The 15,558-nt window shown below is 36.3% G+C and carries 16 protein-coding genes; 8 read left to right on the top strand and 8 right to left on the bottom strand.

Annotation, left to right across the window (positions count from 1 at the left end; genetic code table 11):
- Entirely contained in the window at nucleotides 1–540 is a 540-nt protein-coding gene (locus AC07U8_RS08965) for a type 1 glutamine amidotransferase domain-containing protein (RefSeq protein ID WP_151802038.1), read from the bottom strand.
- Between the two features lie 296 nt (nucleotides 541–836).
- Between AC07U8_RS08965 and dctA the strand changes: the two genes are divergently transcribed.
- Entirely contained in the window at nucleotides 837–2,120 is a 1,284-nt protein-coding gene (dctA, locus tag AC07U8_RS08960) for a C4-dicarboxylate transporter DctA (protein WP_209826303.1), read from the top strand.
- A 248-nt stretch (nucleotides 2,121–2,368) separates the two neighbouring features.
- Here dctA and AC07U8_RS08955 read toward each other — a convergent pair whose 3' ends face one another.
- Entirely contained in the window at nucleotides 2,369–3,595 is a 1,227-nt protein-coding gene (locus AC07U8_RS08955; protein WP_494737726.1) for an MFS transporter, read from the bottom strand.
- Between the two features lie 134 nt (nucleotides 3,596–3,729).
- Between AC07U8_RS08955 and AC07U8_RS08950 the strand changes: the two genes are divergently transcribed.
- The 3 genes from AC07U8_RS08950 (at nucleotide 3,730) to AC07U8_RS08940 (ending at nucleotide 5,998) form a co-directional block, all read left to right on the top strand.
- Complete coding sequence (locus AC07U8_RS08950) at nucleotides 3,730–4,332, top strand: TetR/AcrR family transcriptional regulator (RefSeq protein WP_494737725.1); 603 nt, start codon at nucleotides 3,730–3,732, stop codon at nucleotides 4,330–4,332.
- A 188-nt stretch (nucleotides 4,333–4,520) separates the two neighbouring features.
- On the top strand, nucleotides 4,521–5,036 hold the full coding sequence (locus tag AC07U8_RS08945) for a GNAT family N-acetyltransferase (RefSeq protein WP_494737724.1): 516 nt from the start codon (nucleotides 4,521–4,523) through the stop codon (nucleotides 5,034–5,036).
- A 152-nt stretch (nucleotides 5,037–5,188) separates the two neighbouring features.
- Nucleotides 5,189–5,998, top strand: coding sequence for a siderophore-interacting protein (locus AC07U8_RS08940; RefSeq protein ID WP_494737723.1), 810 nt, complete (start codon nucleotides 5,189–5,191; stop codon nucleotides 5,996–5,998).
- 265 nt (nucleotides 5,999–6,263) lie between these two features.
- Here AC07U8_RS08940 and AC07U8_RS08935 read toward each other — a convergent pair whose 3' ends face one another.
- The 3 genes from AC07U8_RS08935 to AC07U8_RS08925 form a co-directional block, all read right to left on the bottom strand.
- Nucleotides 6,264–7,043, bottom strand: a complete 780-nt coding sequence (locus AC07U8_RS08935; RefSeq protein WP_494737722.1) for a TIGR03915 family putative DNA repair protein — start codon at nucleotides 7,041–7,043, stop codon at nucleotides 6,264–6,266.
- Nucleotides 7,044–8,303, bottom strand: a complete 1,260-nt coding sequence (locus AC07U8_RS08930; protein ID WP_494737721.1) for a putative DNA modification/repair radical SAM protein — start codon at nucleotides 8,301–8,303, stop codon at nucleotides 7,044–7,046.
- A gap of 199 nt (nucleotides 8,304–8,502) precedes the next feature.
- Complete coding sequence (locus AC07U8_RS08925) at nucleotides 8,503–8,925, bottom strand: PACE efflux transporter (protein WP_494737720.1); 423 nt, start codon at nucleotides 8,923–8,925, stop codon at nucleotides 8,503–8,505.
- 93 nt (nucleotides 8,926–9,018) lie between these two features.
- Here AC07U8_RS08925 and AC07U8_RS08920 point away from each other — a divergent pair, with 93 nt between their 5' ends.
- Both AC07U8_RS08920 and trmB read left to right on the top strand, forming a co-directional pair.
- On the top strand, nucleotides 9,019–9,942 hold the full coding sequence (locus AC07U8_RS08920) for a LysR family transcriptional regulator (RefSeq protein WP_494737719.1): 924 nt from the start codon (nucleotides 9,019–9,021) through the stop codon (nucleotides 9,940–9,942).
- Between the two features lie 139 nt (nucleotides 9,943–10,081).
- Nucleotides 10,082–10,798, top strand: a complete 717-nt coding sequence (gene trmB, locus AC07U8_RS08915) for a tRNA (guanosine(46)-N7)-methyltransferase TrmB (RefSeq protein WP_096733948.1) — start codon at nucleotides 10,082–10,084, stop codon at nucleotides 10,796–10,798.
- A 56-nt stretch (nucleotides 10,799–10,854) separates the two neighbouring features.
- Here the strand turns inward: trmB and AC07U8_RS08910 are convergent, their stop codons facing one another.
- Nucleotides 10,855–11,709 (bottom strand): hypothetical protein, encoded by an 855-nt coding sequence (locus AC07U8_RS08910; RefSeq protein WP_494737718.1) that lies wholly within the window; start codon nucleotides 11,707–11,709, stop codon nucleotides 10,855–10,857.
- Nucleotides 11,710–11,864: 155 nt separating this feature from the next.
- On the opposite strand from AC07U8_RS08910, the gene AC07U8_RS08905 reads away from it, so the two are divergent.
- Both AC07U8_RS08905 and AC07U8_RS08900 read left to right on the top strand, forming a co-directional pair.
- Nucleotides 11,865–13,268 (top strand): aminotransferase-like domain-containing protein, encoded by a 1,404-nt coding sequence (locus AC07U8_RS08905; RefSeq protein WP_494737717.1) that lies wholly within the window; start codon nucleotides 11,865–11,867, stop codon nucleotides 13,266–13,268.
- 129 nt (nucleotides 13,269–13,397) lie between these two features.
- Complete coding sequence (locus tag AC07U8_RS08900; protein WP_004721086.1) at nucleotides 13,398–13,556, top strand: hypothetical protein; 159 nt, start codon at nucleotides 13,398–13,400, stop codon at nucleotides 13,554–13,556.
- 42 nt (nucleotides 13,557–13,598) lie between these two features.
- Here the strand turns inward: AC07U8_RS08900 and AC07U8_RS08895 are convergent, their stop codons facing one another.
- Both AC07U8_RS08895 and AC07U8_RS08890 read right to left on the bottom strand, forming a co-directional pair.
- The gene (locus AC07U8_RS08895; protein ID WP_494737716.1) at nucleotides 13,599–14,378 is read right to left on the bottom strand and encodes a Rossmann-like and DUF2520 domain-containing protein; all 780 of its coding nucleotides are present in this window, start codon (nucleotides 14,376–14,378) and stop codon (nucleotides 13,599–13,601) included.
- Nucleotides 14,379–14,466: 88 nt separating this feature from the next.
- The gene (locus tag AC07U8_RS08890) at nucleotides 14,467–15,501 is read right to left on the bottom strand and encodes a lysozyme inhibitor LprI family protein (protein WP_096733944.1); all 1,035 of its coding nucleotides are present in this window, start codon (nucleotides 15,499–15,501) and stop codon (nucleotides 14,467–14,469) included.
- Nucleotides 15,502–15,558: the final 57 nt, after the last annotated feature.

Raw genomic sequence — 15,558 nt, 5'->3', positions numbered from 1 at the left:
TTATTCTAATTCTTTTAATATCGCCTCATTAAAGGCAGGAATATCATCTGGACTGCGCGATGTAATGAGTACCCATCCACCCGTATTACAACGATGAACTTCTTCATCTACCCAGTTTGCACCTGCATTCTCTAAATCTATACGAATACTTTTATATGAAGTCAAATTTTTATCTTTAATTCTTTCTGCATTGATTAAAGCCCATGGTCCATGACATATAGCAGCAATCGGTTTTTTATGATCTGTAAAGGATTGAATGATTTTCTTAGCATTCTCATCAATTCTCAATTGATCAGCATTGACTGTTCCCCCTGGAATAACCAGTAAATCATAATCACTTGGATCTACTTTTTCCAAAATCGCATGCGGACTATATGACACCGATTTTTCATCATCATGAACAACGGTTCGTACATCGTTTAATTCAATCGCAGCATGAATGCTTTCTATGCCTTTGCTCGTCAAAAAGTCTAAAGGTTTTTTAAGTTCATCATGCTCAACGCCAGAATTTGAAGTGATGAATAATACTTTTTTAGTCATTTTCTTACTCCAACAATACGGTATATTTCAAGCTAACAAAAAACACGATCGTAGATGTACAAGTTTTAGCTTGTTATTGTTAAATGTTTTAGGACATTCTGTTAAAGCTTGTTATATATCCATTTTTATGCTTTTTTGATCTATAAATAATCCAATACTGCTATTAAGCAGTCTATATATTTAAACGATCAATTATCGAAACAACAAAAAATCTGAAAAAAGACCAAAAATTATTCATTCAAAAAATGGCATAACTATTGCTTTTTCAAGTGACCTTTTAGTTATGAATCTCCTCAATGAAGCTTATTAAACGCTCTTTATTTTTACAAGTGATCATTGCATTGGTGATTGGTTGTTTATTCGGTTACTTTTTGCCTCATATTGCGATCAATTTTCAAGTGTTTGGTAATGGCTTTGTCAAACTTGTCAAAATGCTGATTGCACCGCTTATATTCTGTGTCATTGTGTTAGGAATCTATGGTGCAGGAGACTTAAAAAAAGCTGGGAAAGTGGGAATAAAAACGCTGATTTATTTTGAAATAATGACCACTATCGCTTTAATTTTAGGATTAGCCGCAGCCTACATATTTAAACCTGGGCATGGTATGCACGTAGATATTTCAACTTTAGATGCGTCCCAAATGACCAAGTACAATGAAAATATCCATGCAGTTACAGGCGTATCTGATTTCTTTTTAAATATGATTCCTCAAACCGCTGTGGGGGCATTTACAGGGAATGATATTCTGCAAGTGGTTGTCTTTTCAATTTTATTTGGCGTTGCATTATCTATGCTGTCTAAAGATGTCAGTGAACCTGTCGCCTCTTTTATCGACAAAATCTCTCAAGTTATTTTTAAAATCATGTCTATTATCATCAAACTGGCCCCTATCGGCGTTTTTGGTGCAATTTCTTTTACCGTGGCAAAGTTTGGAATAGAAACTTTACTTAATCTGGGCTATTTAGTCTTAATTTATTATGCAACTGTGATTTTTTTTGTGATCGTGATACTTGGTCTGGTATTAAAACTCTTAGGTTTCAATATTTTTAAGCTCATCCGCTATTTTAGAGAAGAAATCACCATCGTATGTGGAACATCATCTTCTGATTCTGTACTACCGCAAGTGATGTATAAACTAAAAAAATTAGGGATAAAAGACTCCACGGTAAGCCTCGTCATTCCATCAGGCTACTCTTTTAACTTAGATGGCTTTTCAATTTATCTTACCCTTGCTGTTGTATTTATTGCACAAGCGACAGGTGTTCATCTAACGATTTCAGACCTTGTCATGATTCTTTTAATCACCTTATTTACCTCAAAAGGAGCACATGGCATTCCTGCATCAGCGATCGTTGTACTCGCTGCGACCTTATCCAGTTTTCCTGTTATCCCAGCGATAGGCTTGGTATTGATCCTTTCAGTGGATTGGTTGATTGGAATTTTGAGAGCAGTAAGCAACTTGATTGGTAATTGTGTCGCAACTTTAGTGATTGGTGTATGGGAAAATGATGTTGATAAGAAACGTGTACATCAAATGTTAGATGATCCGAAATGGGCAAAAAGTGAATTGGGCAATTAAAACGTAATTAACACAGAGTCATGGTAAAAATTAGAATTTTCTCTTGTAGTAAAACCAACACACTATTAGCAACAAAATATGCTTTAGATATAATCCTTTAATGCTATCTTAAGCACTCATATTTCACCATAAGCCATTTCAGCATTGAGTCACTGAAATGGTTTTTTATGAATCATGGCATTTACTTAAACTAAAGTCCTCAATCGAAGACCATTCCAGGAAGCACACAAAAAAAATTGTGCTGATCATCATGACGGATCATTTGATATGGCTACGCTGTGATTACCTATGCTGTCATTAGCCATACGGTAATGTCCCCATAATACAATCACCAACACCATACCTCCTGCGCATAATGCAACGAGAAAACCCGATCTTAGCCCATAGCCATCAACCATTTGTCCAGAGATTGCTGCTCCTAGTGCCACGCCAACATTTAACCCAGCCAGTAACCATGTCATACCTTCCGTCAGGCGATGTTTTGGCACAATGCGCTCAACCAGTGCCATTGCAACGATCATCGTCGGTGCAAAAAATACCCCTGCCAGTAAAACACTACTTGCCAACATCGTAATACTATTCACCCATAATAAGGGTAATGTACTCGCTGCAATTGCCACGCCTCCGAGTAATAAAAGATGCTGTAAAGACATTTTCAATTTAACTGCACCAAATAATAAGCCAGCTAAACATGAACTTAACGCATATGCAGAAAGCACCAAACTAGCAGCTGCAGGCTGACCAAGATGTTCAGCAAAGGCGACACTAACGATATCAATCGTGCCTACAATGATCCCCATTCCAACCATTAACAATGTCAGCAAGCGTATCTGAACAAGCATTATGATTGAGCTGGAACGCTTATGAGTTAAATCTTGTATGTCGATTTGGGGTTCTGTACCTCGTTGTAACACCAGTAAAAATACACCGATAATCAACAACAATGTTGCAACCAGTAAACTTGCTTGTGGTAACACTGCTACCGATAAGCCAACAGACAATGGCGGGCCAATAATAAAGGTGACTTCATCAAGTACTGTTTCTAGTGAGTAAGCGGTTTGTAATTGAGCTTGTCCAGCATATATTGCCGTCCAACGCGCCCTTACCATGGCAGATATACTGGGCATAAAACCCGCCAATAATGCCCCCACAAACAACGTCCAATCAGCTGCCTGCCACCATGAAGCAAATACTAATATCAGTAAACCGATACTGCTGATCGTTGTTACGATAGGCAGTATGCGGCTTTGTCCATATTGATCAACTAACTTTGATACTTGGGGCGACACTAATGCGTATGTCAATACGAATACCGCAGATACTCCACCTGCCAGCGCATAACTCCCCCTCATTTGAGACAACATAACAATGATACCAATGCCGGTCATCGGTAAGGCAATCCGAGCCAATAAACCAGCCAAAGCAAAACCTTGGGTCCCCGCGACAAAAAATAGTTCTCTATATGGACCAATCATCAGACTCTCCTGAATACAATCTCTTGCAAACATATAAGGATTCAGCAAAAATACATACACTGCGTATGAATAAAGCATACATTCATACGCAGCGTATGTAAATAATCATACGAAACGTATGTAAGGAGAAGTTGATGGTTCGTCGTACTCGTATTGAGATGGAAGAAACCCGTGCTGCACTAATTACGATGGCTCGAAAAGTCTTTAGTGAACGTGGTTATGCCGATACCTCAATGGATGATCTCACCGCACAGGCAGGTTTCACTCGTGGTGCGTTGTATCACCATTTTGGTGATAAAAAAGGATTACTTGCTGCAGTCGTTGCACAAATCGATCATGAAATGGATCAACGTTTAGATATGATCTCCGAACAAGCTAAAGATATTTGGTCGGGATTTAATCAGCGTTGTCATACTTATCTGGACATGGCAATAGAATCAGAATATCAACGCATCGTACTGCGTGATGCACGGGCGGTATTGGGTGGCGCATCTATAGATTCGCAACAACACTGTATTGATTCTATGCAAAGACAGATAGCACAACTTATTCAGCAAGGAATCATTGAGCAAGCTGATCCGCAAGCACTCGCCTGCTTAATTTATGGCAGTTTAGCTGAAACCGCATTTTGGATAGCTGATGGTGACGACCATAATCAAAGACTCAAGTCTGGAAGAACAGCACTAAACCTTTTACTCCGCGGGTTATTGATTAAAGTAGATCAATATAAATTCTGATTGCTATGAATACAGGATTTAAAATGAAACTCGATATTCAGAATAGAATTAGAAAATTAGAATCGACATCCCTATTGTTGGCTTCAATTTAGGATTGGTTTTTAGCTTAAACCGATCCTGATTTTAACCATGTACCTTTTGTCTGATATACGATAAATTAACTGTAATTTTGAATTTTCGAGGTTTTTTTGAACTGGAATAATATAGAGATCCATTTTTCACAAGTTGTTTTAAAACCATTTACATCTTTAGATGCTGATGAGGTATTTCAGCATATTACTCCCACCTTGACTCGATATATGTCTTGGGATCCTCCGCAAAGCCGTCAAGAGTTTGATGAGATCTGGCATAAATGGCTAGAGAATATTAAAGATGGGAATGAGTTAATTTTCGTCGTCAGAAACATTGCCAATCATGAGTTTCTTGGCCTTGCAGGACTGCACCAAATACAAACGGAAACACCTGAATTAGGCATTTGGATTCGAGAAGATCGACATAAGTCAGGATTTGGTAAAGATGCGGTAACAAGCATGGTTCATTGGGCTTCAGGCAACTTGAGTTTTAAAAATTTTATTTATCCTGTAGCTGTTGAAAATTATGCCAGTCGTCATATCGCAGAATCTTTAGGTGGAGTTATTTCTGAATATAAAAATAAACCTAAATATGATTCAGTGACTTATGTTATTCCTCCTCATACTGAATAATACAAATAGATAGATTAAATTGTTTATGATTAATTGATGCAGGATATAGAGCATCTTTGCAGTTTTATCATCAACTCTCGCGGTAATAGTGGCATTTTCATGTAAAAGCCGATACGATAATGAGAATTATTGTTATTTATATGGAATAAATCATGGCGCTGAATGCACATCGCACTTTTATTCAAGTGAAAGAGAAAATATATCTAGGTCCAAACTATGTTCGTATTATTTTTGACTGTGCAGATGTAGAGAAATTCAAACACACCAGTATTGGTGATAACAATAAAATTTTTATTCCAAGGCATGATCAAACCACAATAGAAATTCCTGATTTTGATTTTAATCAGCGTAAATGGATTGTCAGTAATCCTGAAATGATGCCAGAAATTCGGACTTATACCCATCGAGATATTGATTTAGTCAACAAAACCCTAACCATCGAGTTTGCAATGCATGGTACAGATACGGTGGCTTGTCACTGGGCAGATCGTGCCCAACCTGGAGATCAAATTGGCGTAACCATGTCTACTGCCGCTAAAAACTCAATCCCTACAGGGCTGAATCATTATCTCATTATCACTGATGGGACTGGACTTGCAGTTACTCAAGCGATCTTAGAAAAATTAACAGCTGATGCCAAAGTATATGTCATTGCAGAAGTAGCAACTGTAGAAGATCAAATCGAACTACATACACAAGCTGATTTAGAGCAAACATGGCTGTTCAATCCGCACCCGCTTCAGCAAAGTTTATTGGCTGACGAATTGTTACGCCATCCTGAATTCATTAATCTACCAGCAAGCCGTTTTGCACATATTACCGCTGAACTACAAGCTGTACGCGCATGTCGTAATATCTTAAGAAAGCAAAGTGATTGGGGCAAAGAAGATTGTTATGCTTGTTCTTACTGGCAGATTGGGAAAGCAGATAATGAACGACTGTCTAAAGTGTTAGATGATTAAGCTCAAAGTAAATAAATGATCAATCCCGAAATATCTGGTTTATATTATTTCGGATAGATGCATTAAAACCTTATAAACTAGCGTTTATAAGGTTTTTGATTTCGAAAAAACTCAATTAAAAAAACACGAGTCTTAGAAATATAGAATAATCAGAGAATCAAGTTTAATACCTAAAAACTGACAAATTTCCAAACTCATTCATGAATGTAATAGAGAAAATCAGCTAGACATCAAAACCGAACCCATATTATTGATTTAAAAATATTTAAATCGTTTTCTCATTCATATAACGCCAATATCGCTTTGGTACATATTGAATATGTAGTTTAATGTTTTTCCGCGCTGAAATATTTACACTGTTAAAATAATCTTTCCAAAGCTGATCATATAAGACCTCTTGATGATCTAATTCAACACTAAAATCCTGACTAGAGCCTTGATGAATATTTTGATCAATCTCTAAGACATTCATATTGACTTGATGAACCTGTCTTAAATCATAATAGATACCAAAATCTCGTTTTTCATCATAAATAAGCCAGCGCTGGTCTTGATATCTGGCTTTAAAATGCTTTTCGATCAAAGGCAAAACATTGAAATCTGGCTTAACTAAGCTTAAAAATAATTCATCTTTACATTTTTTAAAGCGAACAAAAGCTTCCATACGGTGCTTTTCTCTTCCCACTTGTTTGGCCCATTTTGACAGTGCCAAAACATCTGGATGACCAAAATCTCGATCAATCGCTTTTTGAGCGAAAAAGGCATAAACACTAAAATTAAATAGATGTTGAAATGCGTCTTCCTGTTCAGATAAAAAAGTATAATAAAAATTACGTAAACCACTTGCTGAAACTTTTAACTTTAGGCCTTGCCAAACTCTGTTGGCTTGAGCGTCATTGGATTCAACAAAAATCGTTTCATCAAATAAAGCGGCTTGAGTGTTGTTTTCACTTGAGACAATGACATCAAACTCTTTAAATTGAAATGCACGAAATACACAGCACAAAATCCCTGTCATGGTCCCATCAAAAATATATTTCGCCATTTAGAATAACAAGTCCAACTGGGGTGAAAGTTGTTGAGTATATTTTGAATGCCCTGTCTGTAATATTTTCTGGCGAATTTGACTGGGTAATTGATCTTTTAAAAATGGAGGGGTATCAGCACAACGAATAAAATGCATTGCCCTGTTATACGCAATTCCCAGTTTTTTGATTTGATCAATATGAATTTTACCAAAGCGACGTGCTTGAACAATTTTCTTAGCTGAACGTACCCCAATTCCTGGGACTCTTAAGATCATTCGATATTCAGCTTGATTGATATCGATAGGAAATTGTTCAGGATGACGTAGTGCCCAACTCAGTTTTGGGTCGATATCTAAATCTAAATTTGGATGCTTTGCATTAACAATTTCATTTGCTTCAAAGCCATAAAACCGCATTAACCAATCAGATTGATACAGTCTATTTTCACGCAGTAATGGCGGTGCTGAACCCACTGAAGGCAATGCTTTTTCTTCATCATTAATCGGAATATAGCCCGAAAAATATACCCGTTTGAGTTTAAATTCTTTGTAATGGCGATCAGCCATTAAGATAATATCCTGATCCGTTTCGTTATGTGCACCCACCACCATTTGAGTTGTTTGTCCTGCTGGAACAAACTTCGGCACAGTTTTTATAATTTTTCTTTCATCTTTAAATTGAATCAAACGATCGCGAACAATGCCCAAATCTTTTTGCACTTCGTCATGGGTTTTTTTAGGGGCAAACTTTTTTAAACCTTCTGCGGTAGGCATTTCTAAATTGATACTCATCCGATCTACATAAAGTCCTGCCTCATGGATAATCTCCTGTGAAGCACCTGGAATTGTTTTCAAATGAATATAGCCATTAAAGTTTTCTTCTAATCGTAACTTTTTAACAACTTGTAGCATGCGTTCCATCGTATAGTCAGCTGACTTAAAAATTCCTGAACTGAGAAACAGCCCTTCGATATAATTTCTTCTATAAAAATTAATGGTTAAATCAACAACTTCTTGTACCGTAAAAGCAGCTCGTTTGACATCATTAGAACGGCGAGAAACACAATATGAGCAATCAAAAATACACACATTGGAAAATAAGATTTTAAGCAGCGACACACATCGACCATCTTCGGTATAACTATGGCAAATTCCAGCCCCCGTATTGCCTAGCCCACTGTCTTTGTTTTTACGGTTACTGCCATTGGATGAACATGACACATCATACTTCGCAGCATCTGCTAAAATTTGCAGTTTTTCTCTAATACGCTCTGTCATCACTCACACCTAATTTTCCGAATGAACTTTAGTGATTATATAAATTATGAGCGGTCAACAATGGTGATTTTTTTATTGTTGCGACATCAGCTGTCGTATAAATTTAAAGCATTAAATAGAAATTATTGTGCTAGAAAAAACCTGAATTATTGCCCATTCAATTGAATGGGCAAATAACTTAAGCAGAAACAACTACATTTTAAGCTTGAGCAGAATGTGGAACACCAAATAAACGATCAAAAGACCAATTAAAAATAAAGGTATAAATTGGAATGATAACAATTAAAGCCGCATCTAATAAAAATGCCTCTAGAAAACTAATATTCATCCACCATGCAATCAATGGAATAAGAAAAACCACCAAGGTTAATTGAAATCCGATCGCATGAGCTACACGGCGTTTTACCGTACGTTGTCGTAAAGTTTGGCGTTTTTCCCATGCTTCAAAAATTAAGTTATAAATAAAGTTCCAGCTCACAGCAATCGTGGTAATCAGGAAAGCTAAAGGCCCCGTATGGGTTAATTGTGTACCCGAAAGTAGTGCCAGCCCTAAAGAAGAAATACCCAATCCAATGATTTCATAGGTACTTACATAAATTACTCTACGTTTAAGACCTTGCATAAACTTACCCAAACAGATTTTCAAAAAAGCTATTTTAATTTCAGTTATAATAATAGATAAAGACAATAGCTTTCAGTTTGACTGATACCAATTATGAATTTCACCAGCGAAAATATAGAATTATTTGTAAAAGTACTGGATACAGGCTCATTTTCTGCTGCGGCTCGTGCCTTAAATAAAGTACCATCAGCTGTCAGTATGGGCATCGCAAATATTGAGGCAGAATTAGGTTTACAACTGTTTGAAAGAACACCCCGCAAAGTGATTCCAACAGCGTCAGCACTTGCCCTAGCCCCACAAGCAAGAATCATCTCAGAACAATTAAAACAATTGAGTAAACATGCTTATGAACTGTCCTTAGGTTTGGAGAGTACCTTAAAAATAGGGGTTGTATCGGATGTAAACAATCAAAAGCTTTTACAAGCTATTGATAAACTTGCAGCAAAATACCCACTGCTCAATATCGAAATCATTACTGCACCACAAGATGATATTTTGCATTTACTGTATTCAGAACAAATCACAATTTGTTTAGCGGGTTCAGGGCAACATATTAAAATGCAAGAACATTTACAGTTAGTCAGCATGGAGGTTGTTGTTGCAACGATATCTGCAAATCATGCCTTGATGAATCAAGCAGTCCATCCTATTTATATCGAGGATTTGGTTAATGTTCGGCAAATTGTTGTTGCGAGTAGCGCGCTTGATATTGCAGATTTAAGATCGGTAATTGCTGCATCTTATTGGCGAACCAATGATCTACAAACGGCGATTGATATGGTTGAGATCGGCTTAGGATGGGGAAATTTCCCATATTCATTGGTCAAATCACATATTGATGCTGGGCGTTTAATCCAAATTGATTTTAAAAATACCTACAATCAACTTTCCGTTCCGATTTATCTGATTTGGTTAAAAGATAAAGCACTACCTAAAGCATCGCGGGAATTAATCGAGTTAATTAGACAAAGTCTAAATGAACATAACGACGCATTGAGTAACAGGAACAGTCTTTGACTCAGAGCGCGTTAATGATTTTATTTTATCCAGTTTTCATCGTAAATTTATTAGAATTGAATGAAATTCTATAAAAAATTTGACTTGCGAAGCTCAGCACTTACAATACGCCTTTTAGATTTCTAGTATTACCTAAATCATGTCAAACGATCAAATTGAAGCACAAATTGTAGAATTAGACAATTTGCAAGAACACCGTGAAATTGTGACATTTATGCGTAGATCGTCACCGCTCAATACTTCACAACGTACTGCGCTTGAACAACATCGTGATTTAATTTTGGAATACCCTGTTGGTGATTTACGTCAACACTTTGAACATCCAGAACGCCCACTTACGGTAGAAATTGGTTTTGGTATGGGCCGCTCTTTGGTCCTGATGGCAAAAGCCAATCCTGAACGTAATTTCGTTGGAATCGAAGTGCATGTGCCAGGTATTGCGCAATGTGTTTATGAAGCAGGTATGGCAGAAGTTAAAAACCTCCGTGTTTTAGATGCAGATGCAATCCAAGTTCTGCGTGAAATGCCTGACAATAGTATCAATACAGTTCAACTTTATTTCCCTGATCCTTGGCAGAAAAAACGTCATTTTAAACGCCGTTTTGTTTCTCATGATCGTATGCCATTGGTTGAAGAAAAACTCGAAATTGGTGGTACATTCCATGCTGCAACAGACTGGGAACCGTATGCTGAATGGATGCTCGATGTTTTAGACAATCGTCCTCGTTTAGAAAATTTAGCAGGCAAAGGCAATAGCTATCCTCGTCCTGAATGGCGTCCACAAACCAAGTTTGAACGTCGTGGTATTGAGGCAGGTCATAAGATTAATGACTTTATTTTTAAGAAAATCAGTTAATTAAATCTCGATTTAGCTGTAACTTTGGTTACAGCTTCTTCATTGATTAAGAGCCTCTAAACTTGCAAACTTGACACAGATTTGAACTTTGGACTAAACACATTGTTCTGTAATCGTGTCTGCATATATTCAGCATAAACCGATATTTTTTCATAAATATGTTCAGAATAAAACATATCTTCGACTAGGTTTTGCGCTTGAGCTAGATCATAAAGACCTGATAAATTTAAAATTTTAGCATTCATTTCTGAAAATTTACGACATAAAGTCACATAAAAATCATCTTTATATTTAAACAAAAGCTTCTGCATGTTTAATTTATGATCATGATGATCTAATTGCAGATTTATATCATCTTGATCATTTTCGCTATTTACCAAGAAAATTCGAACGTTAAAAAAACATTCTATTTCAAACAAATAATCTGGATTGATCCGTTGATCTGTAATTAAAAAGATACGATAAACTTCTGCCTGAGTCAGTGCTTTGAACAACTGAAAATAAACAAATTCCTGTGCATCCCATGTTTGATCTTGTAGATCTAAAAATAGATTTAAACTTTCTAGAACGACATCATCCTTGGTCAAGTTCATGGTTTTTTCAACCTGATAATAAGGTTTTAAAATATCTTGAACTTGTACAGTCAAAAGTGTTGAGTAAAGCACGGTTTGATTTAAATTCGCCAAAATAAACGGTGAAAACAAATAAGCCAGACTTAAATGATTTGAAGCAATTGCAGATTGGATAATTGCTGTGCTCTTTTTTTTTGAAAATTCACGTAAGACTTTGGCACGCAACAATGTTGCTTCTAAGTTTACAAATCTTTGGTTGAGCTGTTCTATCACTTTTTCAGAGCAACCATGCTCAAATAAAACTTGTGTGAGCACATTCAACTGAGTCGTAACAAACATATCCCTGCCTCATTCTATACTGCATCGCGTGCGACTATTTTGAAAAGAAATCAAAAAGAAATATAGCCACAAAATTTTAGAAAAAATATATAACAGATAGAGCTGTGCTGATTGCTTCTGTTATAGTTATTTTAAATACCCACTTGCATTGACCTATGTATAAATCTGAACAGCTGGCCCATAGCCTAAAATTATTGATTGAAAATGGGACGTGGAAAGCACATGAAAAGTTACCCTCACTACGTCAACAGGTTGAGCAATCAGGTTTAAGCCTGATTACGGTGATGAATGCTTATCAAGAGCTTGAAGCACAAGGACTGATTTATTCAAAAGAAAAGTCAGGGTATTTTGTTGTAGAACAAAACTCAGATCACCCTACTACATTACATGCGATTAATGAAACAGTTGAAATTAACTCAGTTGTTTTTAAATATTTAAAATCAACCCAGTCTGAACACATTATCCCTTTAGGTTCTGCCTTTCCCAATAGCCAGTTACTCTATTCCGCTAAACTGATACAAACGCTTGGGCAGCTTGCTCGACAACGGCGTAGCTATGAACAGACACCCAGTCTACCACCTGGAAATTATCAACTGAGAAAAATTATTGCTCAGAAATATGCTATGCAAGGCATCCCCACTGATCCATCTGATATTGTGATTACATCTGGTGGATTAGATGCATTAAATCTTTCATTGCAAGCACTTACACAAGCTGGGGACTATATTTTATTACAACAGACGATTTTTTATGGTGCATGGCAAGCAGCTGAACGACTCGGATTAAAGGTAATTACGATTCCAGAACATCCTGAACATGGCATTGATTTAGAAGCATTCGAACACGCAATTTTAAAATATCCAATTAAAGTGTGTTTGATGATGTTAAACGGTCAAAATCCAATTGGCTTTACTGTGAGTGATGAAATTAAATTAAAATTGGCGAAGTTACTCAACCAATATCAGATTTATTTGATTGAAGATGATGTCTATGAAGAACTTTACTACGATCAGAAAAAACCCCTCTCGATGAAGTATTTTGATCAACAAAATTGGGTACTACATTGTTCTTCTTTTTCCAAAATATTAGGTGCAGGTTTTCGTATCGGTTGGGTCTATGCAGGTAAATTCTCTGAACATATTCAGCACACTCAACTTATGAGTACCCTTTCAGTCAACTCATTTATCCAAAATGCTTTGGTTGAATATCTTTCCCATCGTCATTATGAAAAACATTTAAAAACTTTACGATCCACCTTGCAACGCTATAAAAAACAATATTTTAATTATTTAAAAACTCATTTACCTGAACAATGTCATGTCAATTATTATCCTTCAGGGTACTTTTTATGGATTGAATTACCTGAACAAGTCGATAGTAATGAGATCTATCAGCACATGTTAGAACACGGTGTCAGTGTCGCGCCGAGCAGCTTATTTAATATTAGTAATCAACAAAATCACTTTATTCGGATGAATTGTTCATTTGAAATGAATGAAAAGATTCAAAATGCATTAAACCAATTGATTTATATTATTGGTAAATCAGTAAGGTCATAAGCTGAATTTTTATAACAGATTCATCATTGCTTACCTATCTGTTATAGTTTTTTTCTAATTTTTTGTATCTACAGTGTGAACATGTTTCTATCCATAATGAACCTATATTAAGCAGAAAGAGATTTTGCGATGAATGATGACAAAAGCCCTAAAAAACCACAATATGCTGATAGCTCGATTTCAGACAAAGCCTTTAAACGCATGATCATCTGGTTTTTTATCTACTGTAGCCTGTTTTGTATTGGTGTTATTGTCACAATCGGTGCAGATCACGCTGCTTTAAACTAGATCTCAATTGACTTAAAAAGATACGATTGATAAAACACTCACTTAATCAAGTGAGTGTTTTTTCTGTATCTGTTGGCTTAAAAGTGTATAGGCATCTTTAAGATCTTCCCGCCCCATATCCTGTAACATGCGCTGATGCATATTTAAAATATTCACATCTCCACGCCTTGCAGGACCCGTCTGCATTGTTTCAGGATCATTTTGAGTGGCTTTTTTTGCTGTTTCCAAAATTAATGGATACAGTAAATTAAAATCGACCTGCTGTGCATCAACCACTTGTTTAGCCATGTCATAACAATAATTTGTAAAATTACAGGCAAACACCCCTGCCAAATGTAAGCTCAGCCGCTGCGATGAATTATATGAATAAACCTGATTACTTAGGTTATTTGCTAGCGTCGTTAAAGTAGACAAATCATCTTGCAAAGCCGTTTCAATAAACAACGGGGTATTATGCCAATCCACTTCACGTTCAAAGCTAAAAGTTTGTAAGGGATAAAAAACCCCAGATTTTACATGGTGTTCGGTCAATATATTGAGATTGGTACTGCCAGAAGTATGAACAATCAAAACATCTGAAAGTTGTGAATGAATCGTTTGGATGACTTGTGCAATGGCTTGGTCACTCACTGCAATAATCAATAAATCAATTTCAGGATCTATACATTGAACGGCATCAATAGCCTGAGCATTCACCTGCTGGGCTAAGCGTTGTGCATTATTTAAATCCCGACTATAAATCTGAACAATATAATGTTGTTTTGACAGTACTTTTGCAAAATGTGTAGCAACACGACCTGAACCAACAATACTAATACGCATATCGACATCTAAAACTTTAAATATACTGACAGCATGCCAATAAAAAAGGGATGAATCAATTCATCCCTCTCAGATTATGATGATTACATCAATTTAGTGCATTGTTTAAATAAATAATTCGCTCAGCGGTACGTTTATTAAAGCACTTGGTATATTGCATCTCTTTATTTTGCTGAGACATCGCATCATCCCAATATTGACGTTGTTGCTGATAGGTTTCAATTTCACTGTCTGGAATATCGCCAAAACTTTTCTGTGAAATGACTTTACAATCAACATCACGTTTTTCAAACCATTCTGTTTGATCTTGCTTAAATTGTTCTTTTTGTTCATCACTCAGATTGTCCCAAGTCTGGTTTAAACGATCAACTTGTTTGAGCTTTTCTTCATCTAGCTCTTTTTTACGGATATCCATGGCTTTTTGCGCGAGCGCTGTTTGCTCTGCATTTTCAATTTGATTGACCTGTTCGCGGTCACGCATGTCTTTATTTTCTTTCATATAGGCTGCGTATTGCACCGCTTTCACTGTAACAAAGGTTACCCCTTGAATAACAGCATCTTGATTAAGTACATCAAGGGTTAAACCATCTTTGTCGGTTTTCACAACATTATAATTAAACTTGCCTTTCAGCTGATCATTGGCCAATACCAGTTTAGATTCACCAGCTTCGATATATTCACGTATGCTGCGATACCCATCACCCTCACATCCCTCCTCACACTCTTGCCCAAATTCTGCATATGAGTTTTCAGCACGCTGTTGTAAGCCTTTCGGGAATTGAACCACTAACTGACTTTCACATTCCAGCTGATTGGTTTTAGACGAGTCTTCAGTGATCGTACGAACATTCTTCACTTCAAACTTTAAAGCGTTGTTAATTTTCTGAAGTAATGCTTGGTCAGCTTCATAACCAGAATTTTTAATATTATCTGCGACTTCACGCAAATACTCATCTTTCAAATATTTTTGAATTTGATTGATATTATCTTGATTGGTACAACTCCACTCTGCAAGTTCAGCATTACCTTCATCTTTTTTCTTTTTGAAGTAATCACAGCCTGACAGCATCAAGGTACTAGAAATCGCAGCAATCATAAATAATGGGTTTAATGATTTATTCATTGTTTATCCGATCATATTTTTATGTGGCTCATTTAACCAAATAATTGAAGAATTTTC

It is taken from the genome of Acinetobacter sp. GW821-FHT01E09 (genome assembly GCF_059422385.1).
This window is presented reverse-complemented; position numbering and strand designations above follow the sequence as displayed.

Excerpts from the sequence above, each read along its gene's own strand:
- AC07U8_RS08965 (WP_151802038.1), bottom strand. The coding sequence starts at position 540 with ATGACTAAAAAAGTATTATTCATCACTTCAAATTCTGGCGTTGAGCAT.
- dctA (WP_209826303.1), top strand. The coding sequence starts at position 837 with ATGAAGCTTATTAAACGCTCTTTATTTTTACAAGTGATCATTGCATTG.
- AC07U8_RS08955 (WP_494737726.1), bottom strand. The coding sequence starts at position 3,595 with ATGATTGGTCCATATAGAGAACTATTTTTTGTCGCGGGGACCCAAGGT.
- AC07U8_RS08950 (WP_494737725.1), top strand. The coding sequence starts at position 3,730 with ATGGTTCGTCGTACTCGTATTGAGATGGAAGAAACCCGTGCTGCACTA.
- AC07U8_RS08940 (WP_494737723.1), top strand. The coding sequence starts at position 5,189 with ATGGCGCTGAATGCACATCGCACTTTTATTCAAGTGAAAGAGAAAATA.
- AC07U8_RS08935 (WP_494737722.1), bottom strand. The coding sequence starts at position 7,043 with ATGGCGAAATATATTTTTGATGGGACCATGACAGGGATTTTGTGCTGT.
- AC07U8_RS08930 (WP_494737721.1), bottom strand. The coding sequence starts at position 8,303 with ATGACAGAGCGTATTAGAGAAAAACTGCAAATTTTAGCAGATGCTGCG.
- AC07U8_RS08925 (WP_494737720.1), bottom strand. The coding sequence starts at position 8,925 with ATGCAAGGTCTTAAACGTAGAGTAATTTATGTAAGTACCTATGAAATC.
- AC07U8_RS08920 (WP_494737719.1), top strand. The coding sequence starts at position 9,019 with ATGAATTTCACCAGCGAAAATATAGAATTATTTGTAAAAGTACTGGAT.
- trmB (WP_096733948.1), top strand. The coding sequence starts at position 10,082 with ATGTCAAACGATCAAATTGAAGCACAAATTGTAGAATTAGACAATTTG.
- AC07U8_RS08910 (WP_494737718.1), bottom strand. The coding sequence starts at position 11,709 with ATGTTTGTTACGACTCAGTTGAATGTGCTCACACAAGTTTTATTTGAG.
- AC07U8_RS08905 (WP_494737717.1), top strand. The coding sequence starts at position 11,865 with ATGTATAAATCTGAACAGCTGGCCCATAGCCTAAAATTATTGATTGAA.
- AC07U8_RS08900 (WP_004721086.1), top strand. The coding sequence starts at position 13,398 with ATGAATGATGACAAAAGCCCTAAAAAACCACAATATGCTGATAGCTCG.
- AC07U8_RS08895 (WP_494737716.1), bottom strand. The coding sequence starts at position 14,378 with ATGCGTATTAGTATTGTTGGTTCAGGTCGTGTTGCTACACATTTTGCA.
- AC07U8_RS08890 (WP_096733944.1), bottom strand. The coding sequence starts at position 15,501 with ATGAATAAATCATTAAACCCATTATTTATGATTGCTGCGATTTCTAGT.